This is a genomic window from Thiothrix subterranea (assembly GCF_016772315.1).
Classification (GTDB): Bacteria; Pseudomonadota; Gammaproteobacteria; order Thiotrichales; family Thiotrichaceae; genus Thiothrix; species Thiothrix subterranea.
In genome coordinates, this window is record NZ_CP053482.1 from 2,895,548 (window position 1) to 2,914,496 (window position 18,949).

The following is an 18,949-nucleotide window of genomic DNA, read 5'->3' on the forward strand; positions in this document are numbered from 1 at the left end:
CTAGTAAAGGCTGACGCGGTAGTGGGTACTGCGTTCGTTTTTTTGCAAATGGCTGGGTAGCCCCGGATGTGGTGCGCCGTAGGCAACCAATGCGAACGCGGGTAAGCCGGAGGTTATCAGGGCAGTGCGTAAGTTGTCAGCCCGTTGTTGCGCCATTTCACGATTAAAGGTGTCCTTGCCGCTGTCATCCGCATTGCCGACAATCATGATTTGTGGGGTTTTATCCAAGCGTTGCGCGGTTTGCAGCAGTTCGCCGATGTGTTTACCCAGGGCAATAATGGCGGGGTGTTGCGGGTTAACGTCTGCCTTGGCTTTTTCAAACGGGTAGTTGGCGACTTCGATTTGCTGGGTGAGTGTTGTCAGTGCAGCGGTGTCGGCAGCAATTTGTTGTGCGCTGTGCTGTTGTTGGTGATTTTGCTGGTCGAGCAAGGTTTGCATCGAGGTTTGCAAGGAAGCCTGTTGCGTCTGTTGTTGTGCCAACTGTTCGCGCAATGCTTGTACGGCGGCTTGCTGCGCCTGTTCAGCCTGCCGCTGTTGGTGCAATTGTGCGGCTTGGGCTTGTTGGTATTGGTAAATCCACCAGCCGAGTGCGCCAACGATGGTTGCCAGTAACAAATACGCTAACCATGGCGGGCGTTTTTCGCGTTGCTGTTGTTTTTTGATCAGGCAGTCGCGGAGCAAGGGTTCAATGCTGGTAAAAACGCTGGCATCACCCTGATAAGCTTGCAGTGGTTGGCGGTATTGCTGGTGAATGTTTTCCACCGTTTCGGCAAGCAATGCGCGTAATTCGGCGGGGACTGTACCGCGTATCACCAGGGCAAGCACCGCCAGCGGGCCGTGTTCGACCAAGACGGTGAGTTCGCCCAAGCGCAGGGTATCGAGCATGTCGTCGCCGGTGGTAGCGAAAGAATCTTTAATGAAGTCCTGAATCGCGGTTAACATGCCGGAGATGATTTCCGGGTCTTTGCTGGTCACGTTTTCCGAAACGACGTGCTGTAACAGCAAGCCGGTGTCACGGTGGATCAAGAAAACTTGTTCCACCTGATACACCAAGGTGCGCAGCATCGCAATTTGCGCATACGATTGCCCGGTGCGCCATGCATCCCAACGCCAGCGCCACGAATTTACCGAGAGGCTTTGCTCAAGCAGGCGGTTGAAATTTTCCAGCGCTTCGTTCAACGCTTGCTGGATGGATTTGCGGATAGCAGGCCCCATCACCGGGTAAAGCACGTCGGCAAAGCGTTTGGGGTCACTGCTGATGGCGTGGCTCATGGCACGTTCAACTGTCGGTGCTAAAACGCTGGATACACCGCCATCGTGTGCTTCGCGATGTTGCAGCGCTTCGGCAATGACGCTGGCGACACTGGCACTGTATGTTGCAGAGCTTTCAAACTGTGCTTTTAATGCCAGCAAGGCATCGTAGTCCTTGCCGAACAGTAGGTGGCGCAACTGTGAAATATCGGGCGTGCCTTGCATGGCTTATGCCTTGTCACCTGCCAATTGATGGCTGACGCTTTCTAGCAGGGAGGCGAGCATTTTGCGATCGGCTTTGTCTTGGCGTAATTGCTCAGTGGCCTGTTTGAGTTGGTTGAGCAAATCGTTACGCTGCTCTTCCATGATTTGGCTGAGCAGTTTGGATTCTTCGGTAATGCGTTCGTTGAGTATGGTGTCGCTGCTTTGAAGCTGGCGTTGCAGATTTTCGATGCCTTTGCTGCTGTGTTCAAAATGTTTGCGAGCGGTGGCGGTGTCTGCCATGCGAGCTTTGGCTTCTTGATCCAACAAGTCTTGCAGCATGTGGATTTCGTGGTTGACGCTATCCATGTTTTTGCGCATTTCGTCACGCACGGAATTGGTCCACACTTTGACGAAACGTTCCAGATTGGCTAGGCGTTTTTCGTTTTCACGCGCTTGTTCGCCAAACAGGATGTTGCGCACCATGTCGAGATTTTTGTCTTGTACGGGCGGTGCAAAGTCGAGATCTGCTTCTGTTGTTGTCATGGGGATAGCCCTTGTTTTTATTATTGGGAATGGTTGCGACCTTAGCATTAGCGCGATGTGGTCGCCAGTTTTCCTGATATTTGGTTAACTCCCTTAGTATCTGTCACAGAATAACCGTACAACGCTAGGTGCTGTTATTATCGTGTGATCTTGATGTCAAGCAACCACAGGAGTCCGTTGTAGTGGAGAATACCGCTAATGCCAGCAATCACGCCCTCATTCATGACCCGTCAACCTATCTCATTGAAAAAGAGCCGTATTATGTGCCAGTGAACAATGAGATCACGCTGTTTGAAGCCGCTTATGACAACCATTTGCCCTTGCTGCTGAAAGGCCCGACGGGGTGCGGCAAAACCCGTTTCATGGAATATATGGCGTGGCGGTTGCGCCGTCCGATGATTACGGTGTCGTGCCACGATGATTTGACGACTTCCGATTTGGTGGGGCGTTATTTAGTGAAGAACGGCGAAACGGTGTGGGTCGATGGTCCGTTAACACGAGCGGTGCGTTCCGGCGGCATTTGTTACCTCGATGAAATTGTCGAGGCACGGAAGGATACCATGGTGGTGATTCACCCACTGGCAGATGATCGGCGCATTATGCCGATTGAAAAGTTAGGGCAATTGCTGGAAGCACCGGACAGTTTTTGTCTGGCAATTTCTTACAACCCCGGCTACCAAAGCGTGTTGAAGGAATTGAAGCAATCCACCCGCCAGCGTTTTGTTGCCATCGAATTCGATTACCCGAAACCGGCGCTGGAACGTGAAATTATTATGCACGAGACTGGGTTAGCCCCCGCTGTGACCGATAAATTGCTGAAACTCGCCGAAATGACCCGCAACCTGAAAGACAACGGTTTGGAAGAAGGAGCATCTACTCGCTTGTTGGTACACGCGGGCAAATTGATTTCCAAAGGCGTCGAGCCGCGTGCGGCGTGTCAGGGGGCGATTGCGCTGGCATTGACGGATGACAGTGACATGATTGCGGCGATTAACGAACTGATTGGCGCACTATTCTAGGAGACGGGTTTGAAAGCAACGGAGCAACCCTATGCTTACGCCACTTTGCTGGAGCGGCTTGAGGAACTGTATGAAGTTGAATTTACTTGGCTGAAAGTCGAACAGCTTGTGCAAGGCTTGGTCAATTTGGATCGGAATACGCAAGATTTCATCCTCGGTTGGGCGGAGCGTTTGCTGACCACCAATGTTTACATTAGCCACGAATTCATTATTCGCGTGGTGGAGGCATTGGATCGGTTGGAACGGCGCGTGATCGAAGCCTGGGCAGTTCACGCGGCGGATACTTTTGATCAGCAGGGCTTGCGCCCGGCGTTGGCGGTGATTCAACAGGTCGATAGCTTTCTGGAAAGCGCTCATGCTCACGCGGAAGGGGTTGCTTTTGACGAAGTGGAGTCGATTTTGTCGACCTTCGTGTGTGGTTTGTCGGGGCGGCGGCTGAAATTGGCGCAAGGCGACACGGTGTACACCGACAGTGAAACGCTGTATTTGCCGAACATTACCGCGAAATTGGTGAAATCCAAGGATAATTTCCTGTTGTGCAAGGCGCAGGTGGCGTTCATGTGGGCGCAGACGCGCTTTGGCAGTTTTCGGGTGGATTTTGCGACAGTGTTAGCGGATTACCCTGATCGGGAGCAGGCGTTGGCGGCGTTTCATGCGTTGGATACTTTGCGGCTGGAGGCGTATATGGAGCGTGAATTGCCGGGGTTGTGGCGTGATATGCAGCGGATTGAGCGCTTGCGCTTGGATGAAATGCGGGAGGAAGAGGGCGTATGCAATACGCCCCTACATGGGATGTGGGAGACGTGTCGGGGGGTGTTGCATACGCCCTCTTCCACCATTGAGGATGTGTTGGCGTTAGTGCCGCAGGTGTTGGGGTTGCCGATTCCACAGCCGGTGTATCAGACTAGGTTGAATCCTGAGGCTGTTACCGCTTGTATGTTGGCGCGGATGGAGCGGGAAAAGATTTTATTGAGGGTGAAACTCGCGGAGTTGGTGAAGGAACATAAGGAAGAAACCCCTCCCGACCTCCCCTTGTCAGGGGAGGAGGAAGAGAAGAAGGAGGTTGCGTCGCCGGAATTTGAGATGCGCGAGGTGCAAGAGGGGCAGGGCATGGAGTTGGTGCTGGATGATAAGCCGATTGCGCCGCCGGAAGATGTGAAGCAGTTGCTGACTTCGATTATGTTGGATTGGGGCGATGTGCCGCCGGAATTTTTAGTGCCTGCGGGGGATGGGGAATACGATCCGTCCTTGTATCAAAAAGAAGAAAAAGACATTGAGGACGTGTGGAAAGGGATTTACCACGAAGAGGGGGCGTTTTTGTACCGTGAGTGGGATTTTGCCCGCCAGCATTACCGCAAAAACTGGTGTGTGTTGCGTGAACTGGAATTGCCCCCCGGCGATCCGGCGTATGTGGATAAGGTGCTGGATAAGTATCAGGGCATGATCAAGCATTTGCGGCGCACTTTCGAGGCGATGCGCGATGAAAACCGTTTGCTGAAACGCCAGTCGCAAGGCGATGATGTGGACATTGATGCGCTGGTGGAAGCGCTGGCGGATAGCCGCGACGGTAGCGAAATGAGCGATAAGCTGTTTCAGCACATGCACCGGGCGGATCGCAGCATGGCGGTGATGTTCATGGTCGATATGAGTGGCAGCACCAAGGGCTGGATCAACGATGCCGAGCGTGAAGCCTTGGTGATGTTGTGCGAAGTGCTGGAAAAGCTGGGTGACAGTTATGCGATCTATGGCTTTTCGGGGATTGGGCGCAAGCGTTGCGAAATCTACCGCATCAAAGCGTTTGACGATTTGTATAACAGCGCCACCAAAGCGCGGATTGCGGGGATTGTGCCGAAAGATTACACCCGTTTGGGCGTGGCGATTCGCCATTTGACCGAGAAGCTGAATACGGTGGAGGCGAAAACCCGCTTGCTGATTACGCTTTCGGATGGCAAGCCGGAAGATTATTTCGACATTTATAATACGCAGTACGGGATTGAGGATACGCGCCAAGCCTTGTTTGAAGCGCGGCGGACGGGTATTCATCCGTTTTGCATCACGATTGACCAGCGCGGCAAGGATTATTTGCCGCACATGTACGGTCACGCCAATTGGGTGGAGATTGATGATGTGAAGAAATTGCCGTTGAAGGTGGCGGATATTTACCGGCGATTGACGTCTTGATTTTGAATTTGCCCATAGCGTAAGAATCATTGCTGTAAGAATTGTTACAGTTAATAATCCTTGCGCTAATTTTTTTATATGAAATTGACGGTCTGCTTCAGCAAGGAATATTTCGCTGCGGTTATTGCCGCGCACAATGAAATACTGCGACTGATCGGACAGAATGAAACAGGGTAACGCGCAATGATAGTATGTGGGAGCAGCGGATCAAGGTTGAAATGCATTGGTTTATTTTTTAAAGTCAATCGAATCTGACATTCTTTGATGTCTATTTTGTGGGGCTTGTGTAAGATAAATTGGCATATTTTTTTGTATTAATACTTTTTCTGTGATAGTGATCACTTTTAATTTGTGTGCTTTTTGTTAAAGTTTTTGGCATTGGGGCGATTGTGATGAGTGATGGCTTTGAATATTTTTTAGATGATTTTCTATATAAGATTCTTTGAAGAAAATTAATAAAACGCTTTAACGTTAGAGGAATTCAAGATGTTTAAACTCCCCTTTAAACTTGCTTTGTTAGTGCTGGCTGCTGTTTCTGCTGGTATCCTCTGGCAACAAACACAACTTTTGGTTTTAGCACTGACGCGTATTGATCCGCTTCCAGATGCTCGTGCCATGCTGGCAGAAGAACGATATGCCGAGGCTGCGGATTATTTGAGCTTTTTTATGGATTATGAGTATGTTAATCAAAATTCAGAAGCACAGTCCTTATATCAAGAGATTTCAAGTAAACGTGAAAGTTGGGGTTATCAGCTAAATAAACTGGGAGAAGGGCTGCTATCTGGCACAAGCGATGAAACAATCGGTAAAGTGGCGGGAGTGGCGACTGATTTTTTTGTTATTGGCGACATCCGTGACTTAGCAGAGCAAGGAGTTAACCTTGCACAAGGCGAAGAAGTCGATGAAATTCTTGTTGCCTTAGCAACGCTTGGAGTTGTTGCCAGCACTGCGCAAGTAGCCAGTGGAGCTGGGACGGTAGCCACTGGCGGTGTTGCAGCGCCCTCAGTAGTCGGAAGCACTGTTGTTAAAAGCGGACTTATCGCACTTAAAACAGCTAAAAAGCTTGGAAAATTACCTCCTTGGTTAGGGAAAGCAATTGTTAAAACAGCGAAAACTGCAAAGCAATCAAAAAGTTTTGGAGCGTTAACTGATTTTCTTAGTGATGTAAATACGCTTGCTAATACACGTGGCGGATTTAAATTAATAGGGAATGCAGAAAATGCTGCGGATCTCCGACGTATGGCAAAATTTGCCGATGCCTTTGGATCTCATAGCGCAACAATTTATCATATTGGTGGTGGTGTGGCTGTTGATGTTGCGCAACGATCAGAGAAATTAGGTAATGAAACAATTAAGTTAGCCACAACCTTTGGTCAAGGTGGGTTAAAGTTACTTGATAATGTTGGTGCATTAAAATTTACTAAATTCGTGAGCCGTGGAACTAAAATAGCCTATAAAGGCGATTTTTTTGATTTGCTAGTAAAGCTTTTACTCATGGTGCCAACGTGGCTTTTATATTTTTTCGTTATTTTTGGTGCTGTTGTATGGATTCCTCGGCGAATGTTCTCTGCTCTTGGCCGACAGCTTTATCATGGTTCTCAGAAACCATCTAAAGTGATAAATAGTCCGAAAGCAACTTAAACCCCGGCTGTTCTGAAATCCACAGTTCTTACTATGCCTGCTACAACATTGACACCAAACTGATTGAGCAAGTTGTTTCTTTTGAGAAAACCATTAATGCCCATCCTCATGCCATCGCTGATCGACTATGGACAAAAACTACGCTTGAGCCTGAGCAGGAGAAACTACGGTTCTCGCGCTAGACGGGGTTTAGTAGGTGTATTTTTTTATTACAATATGGAATGATGAAAAATATAACGTGATTTCATCATTTTGTTAAAAGTATCCGGCAGGGAGTTGAATGATCTTATCCGTCAGCATTTTCACTTCAGTGTCGTTATTCACGATTATTCCGAACGGCAATCCATGTAATTCAACAAATTTCCGTAAAGCCTTTAGTTGCTTCACTGTGGTTTGCTGCCCTAACTTGATTTCAATCGGCAACGTTCCAAAGCTGCCATCCAGCACTAGGTCAACTTCCGCGCCATTCTTGGTACGAAAGTAATAATAATCCCAACGGGTGACGCGGGTCGCCTGTATGCCCTTGATGATTTCCTCGGTAACAAAAGCTTCAAAGTTCTGCCCGACCTGCGGGGAGCGTAACAGAGCTTCGCGGTTTTCGATGCTCGCGAGATAATGCGTCAGGCCGCTGTCACGCAAAATCCCTTTGGGCATTTTCAATGCCGATTTGCTTTTGCCGGTTTCAAACGAGGGGATGGTGCGCCAGATATAGGTTTTGTCAGCAATTTCAATATAGTCGCGGATGGTCACTTCTGACACATCCACCGAACGCCCCAGTTGTGCCTTGTTGATGATCGTGCCAGAGAGCGATGCCAACATACTGATAAAACGCCGGTAACGAATGCTATCCAGACGCGGAAATAGCCGCCGGATGTCACGATTGATGTAAGTCTGGTAATAGTTTTCCATCCATAACCCGAACGCATACGTATCTTGCACCAGTACAGGTTCAGGATAACCGCCGCGTAAAAATAGCGGAATCACATCTGGGATCGGGTTTTCCAGTGTTTTCAGGTAATCCAGCGTATCGCTCGTCAGGGGCTGCTCAAAAATACGGTAAAACGGTGGCAATGGCTGTTGGAGAACTTCGTTCATTTTCAGCGTGCCGATTTCCACAATCGCGATACGCCCTGCTAACGAATCGCTTGCTTGCTGTAACAATTCTGGTGAACTTGAACCGGTTAGGATGAACCGCCCTTTTTCCTCCCGTTTGGCATCAATGACACCTCGTAGGTGACGGAATAGTTCGGGGTCTTCTTGAGCTTCATTAACGATGAGATGACGGGGATATTCTCGAAAAAAGAAATCGTAGTCGCGGCTGAGAAAGTCATGGTCAGCGGCATTCTCTAAATCGAAGTAGCGCCAATCAGGACGTAGCTGTTTGCTGAGAGTGGTTTTGCCGGTTTGCCGCGCACCAATCAGTAGCACCACCGGGAACAGGGTGAGCAGCAGATTGATTTTGGTGTCTAGGTTGCGCTTTAGATCAGACATATCCTAACTCTACGCTAGGATTTGTCTGGTTTAAAGTGTTGATGTGGGTAGAGACGCAAAATTTTGCGTCTCTACAAGACCAGATTTGCTATAGCTTCGACATCCAATGCTCGTGGAATCGTGCTTCCGGCAATTGCCACACTTGCGTATGCAATTGCATGAGCATGTCGTCGTCTTCCAGAATAATCAGGCGTTCACTGTTGGAAATTGCGCCGGGGCCTTGTTCTAGCAAGCGTTTGACCTGTTCTTCACGTTGCTGGCGCGTGCCTTCGGGGACGTGCTGGCGGTGCGGGATGTAGGTCATGTGTTGCCGGAAAGCGAGCGGATCGACCACCACGCGGATAAACAAATCGCGGGTGGAGATACACGGGTTCGCCAACATTTCAGCGTAATTTTTCTCAAAAGCTTGCAAGATATAGTCGGGCGCAACTTCATCCGGGGTGCGGAATAGGTTGGTTTGCAAGCTGGTCTGGACGCTGGTCAACATGCCCAATGGCACTGAAAGTACTAAGCCTGCGATAACCGGCGACATCCACAGAAAGGTCATGGGGTTGAATATCAGCAGCAAAATTGCCCACGCCACCCCAATTTGGCTGACCCAGCCGTATTCTTGCCAAGCATCTGCCCACGTCAAGCCGCCGCCAGTGCGTTGTTGCGTGCCCCACACAGCACGTTTGCCTTGCAGGATTTGCACCACGAATTTGCTGTAATACATCATGCGCACGGGGGCGGTAAGCATGGAAAGCAGGGTTTCTGTGGCGACACTGGCGCTCAGCCCGCTGACGCCGCCAAACAAATGCGCCGTGCCTTTGCGTACTGTTTCCGCTAAGCCGAAGGTTTTGTAGAAAAATAGCAAAATGAGAGTCAGCACCAACAACGCGCTATTGCCTGCGGTTAACGGAATTAAGGTGAGCTTGGGATAAAATACTGCAATTGCGGTTAATATGCCCAGCCAACCCAGCCAAATCAGGGAGCTGACGTAAGACATAATGCCGCCCAACAACAGGAAGCGGTGGAGGTGCGGAATGCCATGCGCCCAAATAATTAGCCAGTGTTGCAGGTTGCCCTGACACCAGCGGCGGTCACGTTTGAGGGCATCGGTCATGGTCGGTGGGGGGCGCTCGAAGCTGCCTTCCATGTCGTAAGCCAGCCACGTTTCCCAGCCTGCACGGTTGAGCAATGCCGCTTCCACAAAGTCGTGGCTGAGGATTTCGCCGCCTAAAGTGCTGCCTTCTTTGAGTTTGGGCAAGTGGCAATGCCCCATAAAGGCTTGGGTGCGAATGATGACATTGTGCCCCCAGTATTGGCTTTCACCCAGCCACCACCAATGCAAACCCGCAAAAAATATCGGCCCGTATAAGCGATTAACGAACTGTTGCCCGCGAGCGTACAGCGTATCCAAACCGATGGTGTAGAGCGGGGTTTGGATTAGACCAACCCGTTCATTGCGTTCCATCGCATCGACCAGACGCACTAAAGCATCGCCGGTCATGAGGCTGTCAGCATCCAGCACCACCATGTAGGGATGACGTTTACCCCAGCGGCGGCAGAAATCCATCACATTGCCGCTTTTCTTTTTGGTACGGTGTTTACGGCGGCGGTAGTGGATGCGTTCGGATGAACCCACAGTGCGGCACAATGCCGACCATGCGGCTTCTTCGCGTAACCAATTGCTGGCATCGTCGGAATCCGAGAGGATGTAGAACTCGAACTGGTGTAACTGCCCGGTTTTTTCCAGTGATTGGTAAATGCTTTGCAGCCCGGCGTAAACGTAGGCGATGTCTTCGTTATAAATCGGCAGCAAAATCGCGGTGGTATCGCGGGTTTGCAATTGCGGCAAGGGCGAAGTGGGCGCACTCGCAATGCGGTTTTGCCCGCCGAAATTCAGTACCCACAGCCCGACCACAGCGGTCATAAAGCCTAAGGCTAACCACAAAAACAGTATCGCAAACGGAATCAACACCAAGGCTTGCCACACAATAGGCAGCTCCGCAGGCAGGTTAGCGCCCAGCCAAAAGGTGGCGAGTCCGGTCAAGAAGGCAATTGTCGCAAAAAATACCAATCGCCGCCGTCTGGCGGTCGCTTGCCAAGGTATTTGTTCGTCGTGTGCTTGGCTCATTTAAGCAGTAAACGTGAGCGTGGGCGTGACGATGGCAATAATGTAATCGCTTGCAAAGGCGCGATCCGAATACTGCTGCGCTCAAACAACGGCCCAGTGGGGGTGCGGTTGTCGCTGTTTTTGGCTTGCAGCAGCGCCAGCTCTTCCTGAGCGGTGCTGATGAACAGTTGAATCAGTTCTTGCTCGGAAAATAATCCCGCCCGCGCCAATTTTTGAGTGATTTGCGCTAACAGGCGTTCACGTTCTGAGTCCAATAAGCGGTGCAGTTTTAGGTAGTCATTGGCGCGTTTTTGGGCGATTAACCAGGCATTGCTAGGAGCATTCGTCTCGGTTTTTGCTGCGTCAGTTTGTGCTAGTTGTTCAGTCATTTGTTTGTCAATCCGCTCAAGGGTTGTTAACAGTATTACAGTTGTTATTGTTTATTGAGACTGCTGGTCAGGGTGCGAGGCACAGTGACTCAGGAATAGGGTAAGACCACGTTTCGCTCACAGGGTTGCTGCCGTCCGTCAGGCGGATGGTAGCGGTCATGGGTTTGTCACACGTTTCCGGGAATACCGCCGCAATGACCCGCCAGCCTTTTACGTAAGGGTTCTCTTGGATGACCGCTGGTTTGGTTTGGCCTGCGCCATTGAATACTAACTCTACTTGCGGCATTTTATCCAGTTTCGGTACATCATTGAAATCGACAATAAAACGAATACGGCCTTTGTGACCGGGCAAGCCATCCACGGCTTTATTGGTTGCGCGTGTTGCCACGACTTTACCTAAAGTATGCGCGGGTGGTTCATCCGAACGCCAAGACATACGGTAGTGCAGGTGGCGGAAAGCGTTGCCTGCATCACTTTTCCAGTATGCCACGATGTTATCCACGATGTCGGATTCGGTGTGTAAACGTAAAAGTTGCACGCTGCCTTTGCCCCAATCTTCCAGCGGTTCTATCCAGACGCTGGGGCGGGCGTGATACCAGGCTTCCAGATCCTGATAATTGTTGAAGTCGCGATCACGTTGCAACAAGCCAAACCCGCTGAGTTTTTCGATAGGCGTGGATTGGAAGTTGAAATAAGGCACTTCCCACAGCGGTTGCCACACCCATTCGTCGCCTTTCTGAATCATGAGGCCGTCAGAATCGTGCACTTCAGGGCGGTAATCGCCGTAATGTTGCTGGGAATTTTCACCGTGGAAGAACATGCTGGTCAGCGGCGCAATGCCGATTTCTGTCATGTCTTGGCGTGGGTAAAGCTGGGTTTCGACTTCCATCTCAGTGCTGTTGCCGGGGGTCAGCACAAAACGGGTCGCACCCGTGGTCGAGGGCGAATCGAGCAGGGCGCAAAATACCAAGGTGTCGGCATCTTTCGCCGGTTTTTCCAGCCAGAATTTGGTGTAGTCGGGAAATTCTTCTTTGCCTTCCAGCGAGGTGTTGATGGCAAGACCGCGCGCGGACAGGCCGTATTTTTGATCCAGCCCCAGTGCACGGAAGTAACTTGCCCCTTGGAACACCAGCGCTTCGGTGTAACTGGAATGTTTGCCGCCGAGTTTGGCGAGGATGCGAAAGCCGGTAAACCCCATATTGGGTTCATCGTTTTCGAGGTTTAAGCCTTTGACTTCGGTGTAGTCATAGTATTTGCGCGAAAATTTGATGGGGGTCGCTGCGCCGTCTTCCCAGGCAAACAGTTCGATGGGGTGAATGTAGTGCATACCCGGATGCATAAATTCGAGTTGAAACGGTAGCTTTTCGTCGCGCCAAAAGGTTTGGTTGCCTTTGAACTTGATGTGCTGATAGTGGTCATAGGTGATCCGCCCCGTATCCACTTTCATCATGGGCGTTTTGCTGAATGGTTGGCTGGAAAGTTGTTCCGCCACCTGTTTGACGTGTGCAAAACAGCCGTCAGCGGCGTAAGCGTTAACGCTATTCAGGGTTAGCAGTACAAACGATAAGAGCCAAATAGGCAGGTTAGATTTCATAATGGTGGGGATACCGAAGAAGGCTATATTGCTCAGTAGGTTGCCAAGATTGACCAAGCGACTTGGATGGGAAATAGTAGAGCAGAATTTAAGTGACGTCTAGCGGTATATGATTGGCAGAATCCGTGCTTGATCGTATAGTTGCGCCCCGTAGCCCAAACAATGCCGCAAGGCAAGGAATTCGTCGTCGATGAAGCGTGATATTTCGCTGGATATACTCAGAGGCTTGATGTTGATCATTATGGCTGCTGACCATTTTGGTGAGCCGATTTTCCAGCACTTGTATGAGTTTGCTGGGTATGTCAGTGCGGCGGAAGGCTTTGTCTTTCTCTCCGGCATGTTGGTGGCGTTGGTGTACAGCCGTTATCACGTTGCGGGCGGCTTGGTGTTGGAACAACGGGTTTGGCAGCGGGCGGCAGTGATTTACCAGTACCATCTGATGGTGGTGCTAGGGGTATTTGTGTTCACGGTGGCAACGCAATGGTCGGGCGCGTATTGGACGAGCTTTGCCAATGAGATGCAGGCAGAACCGGCACGCGGTTTGTTATCGGCGCTGTTACTGGTGTATCAGCCACCGATGCTGGATGTGTTGCCGCTGTATGTGGTGTTGATGTTGGCAGCACCGTTCGGGTTGCGCTTGATGTTGCAATACCAAGCCATTGGGGTGGGGATGGTGTTGCTGGGCAGCGGCAGTTTTTGGCTGGCAGCGCAATATGGCTGGGGGCATGATGTGTTGGGGTTATTGCCGCACGGTTTGTTGTTGCGGGGCGGTGCGTTTGATTTCATGGCTTGGCAATTTATTTTTGTGCTGGGCATGGTGTTGGGGGTCTTGCGTTTTAACAGCAAGGACGAGTTACCGCGTGTGAACGGCTGGTTGTGGTCGGTCAGTTTGGTGGTGATTGTGGCCTTGTATCTGCAACGGCATGGCTATGTTCAGCGTGATTTGTCGCCTGTGACAGCGTGGTTGCAGGAATACCGCCACATTGCACGGGATAATTTGGCGTGGTTACGGTTGACGAATTTCTTGGCGTTTGTGTACGTGATTGCGGGGGTGATTGTGTTACACCGGCGCTATAACGTGTTGAAGCTGTTGGCTTTACCAGCGCGTTGGCTAGGATTTTTAGGGCAGCATTCTTTGCAAGTGTTCGCTTATCATCTGGTGGTGTTGTATTGCTACATTCCGTTTCGCTGGGGTGAATGGGCGTTTACGGATGAGCAGAAATGGTTTGTGTTGGTGGCGTTTTTGGCCAGTTTGAGCTTGCCTGCGCTGTGGCATAAAGCCTATTTGCAGCGCAAGAAGCAAGCTGCACAACAGGCTCAGAATTTGAAGCCTTTGTGCAAGGCTACAATGCCACCGGTCATGTTGGTGTAGGTGGTGCGTTCAAAGCCTGCCGCGTCCATCATGGCTTTGAGCGTGGCTTGATCGGGGTGCATACGGATGGATTCCGCGAGATAACGGTAGCTTTCGGCATCATTCGCAATCAATTTGCCCATCATCGGCAGGAATTTGAACGAATACTGGTCGTAGATCGGCGCTAAACCGGGGACGGATGGCTTGGAAAATTCCAGCACCAACAAGCGTCCGCCCGGTTTCAATACGCGATACATGGAGCGCAACGCTTTATCCTTATCCGTCACATTCCGCAGCCCGAAGGCGATGGTAATAATGTCGAAATGGTTGTCAGCAAACGGCAAGCACTCGGCATTGGCTTGCACATAGTGCACATTGCCGCCAATTCCCATGTCAGTTAAGCGTTCCCGCCCGTTTTCCAGCATCGACGCATTGATGTCGGAAAGAATCACTTCGCCATCATCGCCCACTATCCGCGCAAACTTCGAAGCTAAGTCACCGGTGCCGCCTGCCAAGTCCAATACGCGGTTGCCGCGTTTCGCCCCTGCCGCATCAATCGTGAAGCGTTTCCACAAGCGATGCACGCCAAATGACATTACGTCGTTCATTACGTCGTACTTGTCGGCTACTGAATGAAATACTCCGGCAACCCGACTAGCTTTCTCGGTAACGGGTACTTGTTGAAAACCGAAATGGGTGGTTTGTTCCTGTTCTGCCATGCGACATGTTTCCGTGTGGTTCAAGGTGACTCAATTATTTGAACATTGTAACAGGCAAACGTTATTTCTACATGGAGTCTGATGATGAAAAAGTTAATAGCAGGTTTGGGCTTGACGGTATTAGCCGTGCCGTCCGCACAAGCGTGGTCAATGGATGATTCACGCACCGTGCATGCCAATAAAAGCCAGCCGATAGTGCGGGTCGTCAAGCATTATCAAACCGCCACCTTATCGTGTGAGCAATGCCAAGTAAGCCAAGGACGAACGCAACGGCATTCACACCAAGCAACCGGCTGGCAGCGTTCGGCACGGGTAACACCGCAGCGGATGCAACGCCCGCATCAGGCAGCGCATGTGCCGATACGCCCGGTGCAAATGCACGCCTATTACGTGCCGCAACGCCATCACGCCGCCAAACAGCCGCTGCGTGTTCACCGGATTGTGGGGCAAGCGCAACCGATGTGCCGTTATATTCGTTAGTGGTTTAGAAGGGGATGAAAATCCGGCTCATCCAGGTCAAAATTGCCTCGCGCCATACGATTGCCACAAAGCCTGCCATTGCCAGCCACGGGCCAAATGGCATGGGCAGGCTTTCGCGTTTGCCTTTTGCCAGCATCCACAAAATGCCAAACACCGCCCCAAACGCGGATGACGCAAAAATCACAAACGGTAGAATTTGCCAGCCACCCCATGCGCCGAGTGCTGCCAGCAATTTGAAATCGCCATGCCCCATGCCTTCCTTGCCCGTCAACAGTCGGAACAGGTGAAACACTGACCACAACGCCAAATAACCAAAAGCTGCGCCCACGACCGCATCCGGCAAATTCACCAATGTGCCACTGATATTGAGCAGCAAACCCGCCCACAGCAGCGGATACGTCAGAATGTCAGGCAGCAGCATGGTTTGCGCGTCAATCATAAACAGCGCGACCAAGACCCAAGTAAAGCCGAGCAACGCCACCAGTTCAACGCCATAACCGACGCGCCAAGCGACCAACATGGACAGCAATGCCGTTGCCAATTCCACCAACGGGTATTGGCTGGAAATCGGCGTCTTGCAACCGGCACATTTGCCGCGCAGAAATACGTAGCTGATCACGGGAATGTTTTCCAGTGCCGTGATTTTGTGACCACAGGTCGGGCATTGTGAGCGTGGCACGACCAGATTGAAATCGCCGGTATCCAGCTTATCGGGCGGCTGATCCAGCCATTCGTGACAATCCTGTTTCCACTGGCGTTCCAGCATGATGGGCAGGCGGTAGATCACCACGTTCAGAAAACTGCCCACCAATAGCGAAAATAGCCCCACGACGCTTATCAGCCAAACAGGGCTGGTTTTGAGTAAAAAAATCAGTTCCATGCGAGTATGCGTTCCTAAACAACAGCCCCAAGTTTAAAGATGGGCAAGTACATGGCGATGACCAAACTGCCCACAATACCGCCCAATACCGCCATGATCAGCGGTTCAATTTGTTTTGCCAAGGTGTCGACCAAGCCGTCAACCTGTGCTTCGTAATAATCGGCTACTTTTGCCAACATTTCTTCCAAACGCCCGGATTCTTCACCGATACGGGTCATTTGTACCATCATATTCGGGAATAATTGCGTGGTTTGCATGGAGGTATTCAATTGCACCCCGCGAGCGGTGTCGTCTTGAATCCGCCGCGACGCTTCTTCATACAAGGCATTGCCGGTCGCGCCCGCCACCGAATCCATCGCTTCCACCAACGGCACACCCGCCGCAAACATGGTGGCTAGGGTACGCGCAAACCGGGCGACTGCTGACAAGTTCAGGATATTACCCATAATCGGGATTTTTAACGACGCTTTATCCACGAAACGGTCAAAGGCTGGCGAGCGTTGCCGCGCTTGGGTGAAGCCGGTTCCCACTGCAACAAACATCAGAATGGGTTGCCACCAGTTAGCGACCAGCCAATCTGAAAACGAAATGACCAATAGCGTGAAAGCAGGCAAGTCTGCGCCAAAGCTGCTAAACACTTCCTTAAACTGCGGAATAACCCAGATGAGCAAGATGGCCGACACCACCACAGCGGCAACCACGACGATAATCGGGTACATCATCGCGCTTTTGACTTTGGCTTTGAGCGCTTCGCTTTTTTCTTTGTAGGTGGCGACTTTTTCCAGCATGGTTTCCAGCGTACCGGCCTGTTCACCCGCTTTCACCAAGTTGACGAAAAGTTTGTCGAAATACTTGGGGTGTTTGGCTAACGCTGAACCTAAACTGGCACCGCCTTCAATGTCTGCACGTAATTTGTTCACCAATTCGCGTACCGAGGCGTTATCGCCCCCGGAAGCCATCAGTTCCAAGGATTGCACCATGGGCACGCCGGAACGCATCATGGTGGTCAATTGGCGGGCAAATTGCGCAATATCCCCCGGTTTGATGGCGGCTTTGAACAAGGGTTTGGGTTTGCGGTAGATACGCCCCGGATTAATGCCTTTGCGTCGCAGTTCAGCGCGTAACCAGTTGGGGTTCACGGCTTCGGTTTCACCGCGCATTTTTACGCCATTGCGGTTAACGCCTTCCCACTTGTAAATGGCTTGTGCTTCGCTGGGGGCAGGTTTTTTGCCTGCTACCGGTTTTTTCAAGGTGTTGCTTTGCATATCCGTGGCTCTGCGTTATTTTTGTGATTATTGCCAGTCTAACACGCACAGGCGGTGGAACTGCATCCGGTGGGATAAGTGGTCGTTACAGGCTTAGTCTGAGGTGACGCGCTCCAATTCAGCCAACGAGGTGACACCTTGGCGCACTTTGTTGAGCGCGGAACGGCGTAAATCCGCAATGCCTTCTTTGAGGGATTGTTCAGCGATTTCCAGCGAGTTGCTGCCATTCATAATCATGCGCCCCATTTCGGCGGAAATCGGCATGACTTGGTAAATACCTACCCGCCCTTTGTAGCCGCGCGAACATTCTGAACAGCCGCAAGGCTCATACAGCTTGAGTGCTGGAATTTCCTCTTGGTGAAAGCCCATTTGCAGCAAGACGTCGCGGGGTACATCCGAGGGTTTTTTGCAGTTTTCACACAAGCGCCGTGCAAGGCGTTGGGCAATAATTAAGTGAATGGAGGAGGCGATATTAAACGTCGGCACGCCCATGTTCATCAAACGGGTCAAGGTTTCCGGGGCGCTATTGGTGTGCAAGGTGGATAACACCAAGTGTCCGGTTTGTGCCGCTTTGATGGCAATTTCAGCGGTTTCAAGGTCGCGGATTTCCCCCACCATGATGATGTCCGGGTCTTGACGCAAAAAAGAGCGCAGAGCTTCGGCAAAGGTCAGCCCGACTTTGGCGTTGACGTTGACTTGATTCACGCCGGGCATATTGATTTCGGCGGGGTCTTCGGCAGTGGAAATGTTTTTTTCCGGGGTGTTGAGGATGCCTAAACCGGTGTACAGCGTCACGGTTTTACCGCTACCCGTCGGGCCTGTGACCAGAATCATGCCATCGGGTTTTTCCAGCGCTTTCATGAAATCGTGTTGTTGCTTGGGTTCAAAACCGAGCTTTTCTACCCCTAGCGTGGCGTTGGAGGAGTCGAGTATCCGCATAACCACTTTTTCACCGAACAGGGTGGGGAGGGTGTTGACACGAAAGTCGATTTTTTGCTTGTCGCTGACCGTAAAGCGGATGCGCCCGTCTTGAGGGACGCGGCGTTCGGAAATATTCATCCGCGCCAGTACTTTGATGCGCGAAATTAATTGCTGGGCGGAATCGTTGGGTGGGGTGGCAACGACTTGCAAAATGCCGTCGATCCGGTAGCGGATGCGCATGTTTTTTTCAAAAATTTCAATGTGAATATCTGACGCTTTGGATTTAATGCCGTGGGCTAATAGCTTGTCGACGAATTCAATGACGGCGGGATCTTCGTCATCTTTGGTTTTGAGATCGCGGACGTCTAGGGATATTTCTTTGGCTGCGGCTACCGGCGCGGCAGTGGGAGAGGCTTTGCCGCTGTGGGGTTGGGCGGCGTGCCCACTCATGCCGTCGTCGCTGCTGATGTAGCGTTGCAGCTTGTCGAATTCCACAAAAACGGGTTCGGGGATTAAGCCGGTGGCAAATTTGACATCATCCAAATTGGTCAAATACGTGGGGTCAGCCAAGCCCACCATGAGATTTTTGCCGCGCTGATAGAGGGGAATCAGGTTGAGTTTGCGCATCTGCTCTGGGCTGAGCAAGGCTGCAATCGGCGGCGGAATGCTGATTTGGTCGAGGTCGACCATGCTGAGGCCGTATTCGAGGCTGGCAGCGTAGGCGACGTCTTTGGTGGATACGATGCGTGAGCGGATCATCCATTCCACCAGCGAGACTTTTTCCGCGCGCGCTTTCTGCACGGCTTGCGTCGCCGACTCTTTGTCGAGCAAGTCTTGCACAACTAATTGTCTGGCTAACCCCGGTAAGGGGATGGAAGAAGTCAGCGGAATCATGGATAAAAACTATCTTGTCATTATTAGA

15 protein-coding genes are annotated in these 18,949 nt (G+C 51.2%); 5 read left to right on the top strand and 10 right to left on the bottom strand.

What is annotated here, in order from left to right:
- Both HMY34_RS14385 and HMY34_RS14390 read right to left on the bottom strand, forming a co-directional pair.
- Positions 1-1,476, bottom strand: a complete 1,476-nt coding sequence (locus HMY34_RS14385; RefSeq protein WP_202716140.1) for an OmpA family protein — start codon at positions 1,474-1,476, stop codon at positions 1-3.
- Between the two features lie 3 nt (positions 1,477-1,479).
- Positions 1,480-1,998, bottom strand: a complete 519-nt coding sequence (locus tag HMY34_RS14390; RefSeq protein WP_202716141.1) for a hypothetical protein — start codon at positions 1,996-1,998, stop codon at positions 1,480-1,482.
- Between the two features lie 182 nt (positions 1,999-2,180).
- Here HMY34_RS14390 and HMY34_RS14395 point away from each other — a divergent pair, with 182 nt between their 5' ends.
- From HMY34_RS14395 to HMY34_RS14405, 3 genes are all read left to right on the top strand, one after another.
- Complete coding sequence (locus tag HMY34_RS14395) at positions 2,181-3,017, top strand: CbbQ/NirQ/NorQ/GpvN family protein (protein WP_202716142.1); 837 nt, start codon at positions 2,181-2,183, stop codon at positions 3,015-3,017.
- Between the two features lie 9 nt (positions 3,018-3,026).
- Complete coding sequence (locus HMY34_RS14400) at positions 3,027-5,198, top strand: nitric oxide reductase activation protein NorD (protein ID WP_202716143.1); 2,172 nt, start codon at positions 3,027-3,029, stop codon at positions 5,196-5,198.
- A gap of 486 nt (positions 5,199-5,684) precedes the next feature.
- The gene (locus HMY34_RS14405) at positions 5,685-6,839 is read left to right on the top strand and encodes a hypothetical protein (protein WP_202716144.1); all 1,155 of its coding nucleotides are present in this window, start codon (positions 5,685-5,687) and stop codon (positions 6,837-6,839) included.
- Between the two features lie 255 nt (positions 6,840-7,094).
- Here the strand turns inward: HMY34_RS14405 and HMY34_RS14410 are convergent, their stop codons facing one another.
- The 4 genes from HMY34_RS14410 to HMY34_RS14425 all read right to left on the bottom strand — a co-directional run bounded on the left by HMY34_RS14410 (position 7,095) and on the right by HMY34_RS14425 (position 12,411).
- Positions 7,095-8,330 (bottom strand): ATP-binding protein, encoded by a 1,236-nt coding sequence (locus tag HMY34_RS14410; RefSeq protein WP_202716145.1) that lies wholly within the window; start codon positions 8,328-8,330, stop codon positions 7,095-7,097.
- An 88-nt stretch (positions 8,331-8,418) separates the two neighbouring features.
- On the bottom strand, positions 8,419-10,449 hold the full coding sequence (gene mdoH, locus HMY34_RS14415; RefSeq protein WP_202716146.1) for a glucans biosynthesis glucosyltransferase MdoH: 2,031 nt from the start codon (positions 10,447-10,449) through the stop codon (positions 8,419-8,421).
- Positions 10,446-10,817 (bottom strand): hypothetical protein, encoded by a 372-nt coding sequence (locus tag HMY34_RS14420; protein ID WP_202716147.1) that lies wholly within the window; start codon positions 10,815-10,817, stop codon positions 10,446-10,448. The genes mdoH and HMY34_RS14420 overlap by 4 nt, the downstream gene beginning before the upstream one ends.
- Positions 10,818-10,884: 67 nt before the next feature.
- The gene (locus HMY34_RS14425) at positions 10,885-12,411 is read right to left on the bottom strand and encodes an OpgD/OpgG family glucan biosynthesis protein (protein ID WP_202716148.1); all 1,527 of its coding nucleotides are present in this window, start codon (positions 12,409-12,411) and stop codon (positions 10,885-10,887) included.
- A gap of 190 nt (positions 12,412-12,601) precedes the next feature.
- Between HMY34_RS14425 and opgC the strand changes: the two genes are divergently transcribed.
- On the top strand, positions 12,602-13,783 hold the full coding sequence (gene opgC / locus HMY34_RS14430) for an OpgC domain-containing protein (protein ID WP_202716149.1): 1,182 nt from the start codon (positions 12,602-12,604) through the stop codon (positions 13,781-13,783).
- Here opgC and ubiE read toward each other — a convergent pair.
- Positions 13,729-14,481 carry a bifunctional demethylmenaquinone methyltransferase/2-methoxy-6-polyprenyl-1,4-benzoquinol methylase UbiE gene (gene ubiE, locus HMY34_RS14435; RefSeq protein ID WP_202716150.1) on the bottom strand — a complete coding sequence of 251 codons (753 nt, stop codon included), beginning with the start codon at positions 14,479-14,481 and terminating at the stop codon, positions 13,729-13,731. The two genes, opgC and ubiE, sit on opposite strands and share 55 nt — an antisense overlap.
- An 84-nt stretch (positions 14,482-14,565) precedes the next feature.
- Here ubiE and HMY34_RS14440 point away from each other — a divergent pair, with 84 nt between their 5' ends.
- Positions 14,566-14,961, top strand: a complete 396-nt coding sequence (locus HMY34_RS14440; RefSeq protein ID WP_202716151.1) for a hypothetical protein — start codon at positions 14,566-14,568, stop codon at positions 14,959-14,961.
- 4 nt (positions 14,962-14,965) lie between these two features.
- Here the strand turns inward: HMY34_RS14440 and HMY34_RS14445 are convergent, their stop codons facing one another.
- The 3 genes from HMY34_RS14445 to pilB form a co-directional block, all read right to left on the bottom strand.
- Entirely contained in the window at positions 14,966-15,841 is an 876-nt protein-coding gene (locus HMY34_RS14445; protein WP_202716152.1) for a prepilin peptidase, read from the bottom strand.
- A 14-nt stretch (positions 15,842-15,855) separates the two neighbouring features.
- Positions 15,856-17,106, bottom strand: coding sequence for a type II secretion system F family protein (locus tag HMY34_RS14450; RefSeq protein WP_202716153.1), 1,251 nt, complete (start codon positions 17,104-17,106; stop codon positions 15,856-15,858).
- A gap of 93 nt (positions 17,107-17,199) precedes the next feature.
- Complete coding sequence (gene pilB / locus HMY34_RS14455) at positions 17,200-18,921, bottom strand: type IV-A pilus assembly ATPase PilB (RefSeq protein WP_202716154.1); 1,722 nt, start codon at positions 18,919-18,921, stop codon at positions 17,200-17,202.
- Positions 18,922-18,949: the final 28 nt, after the last annotated feature.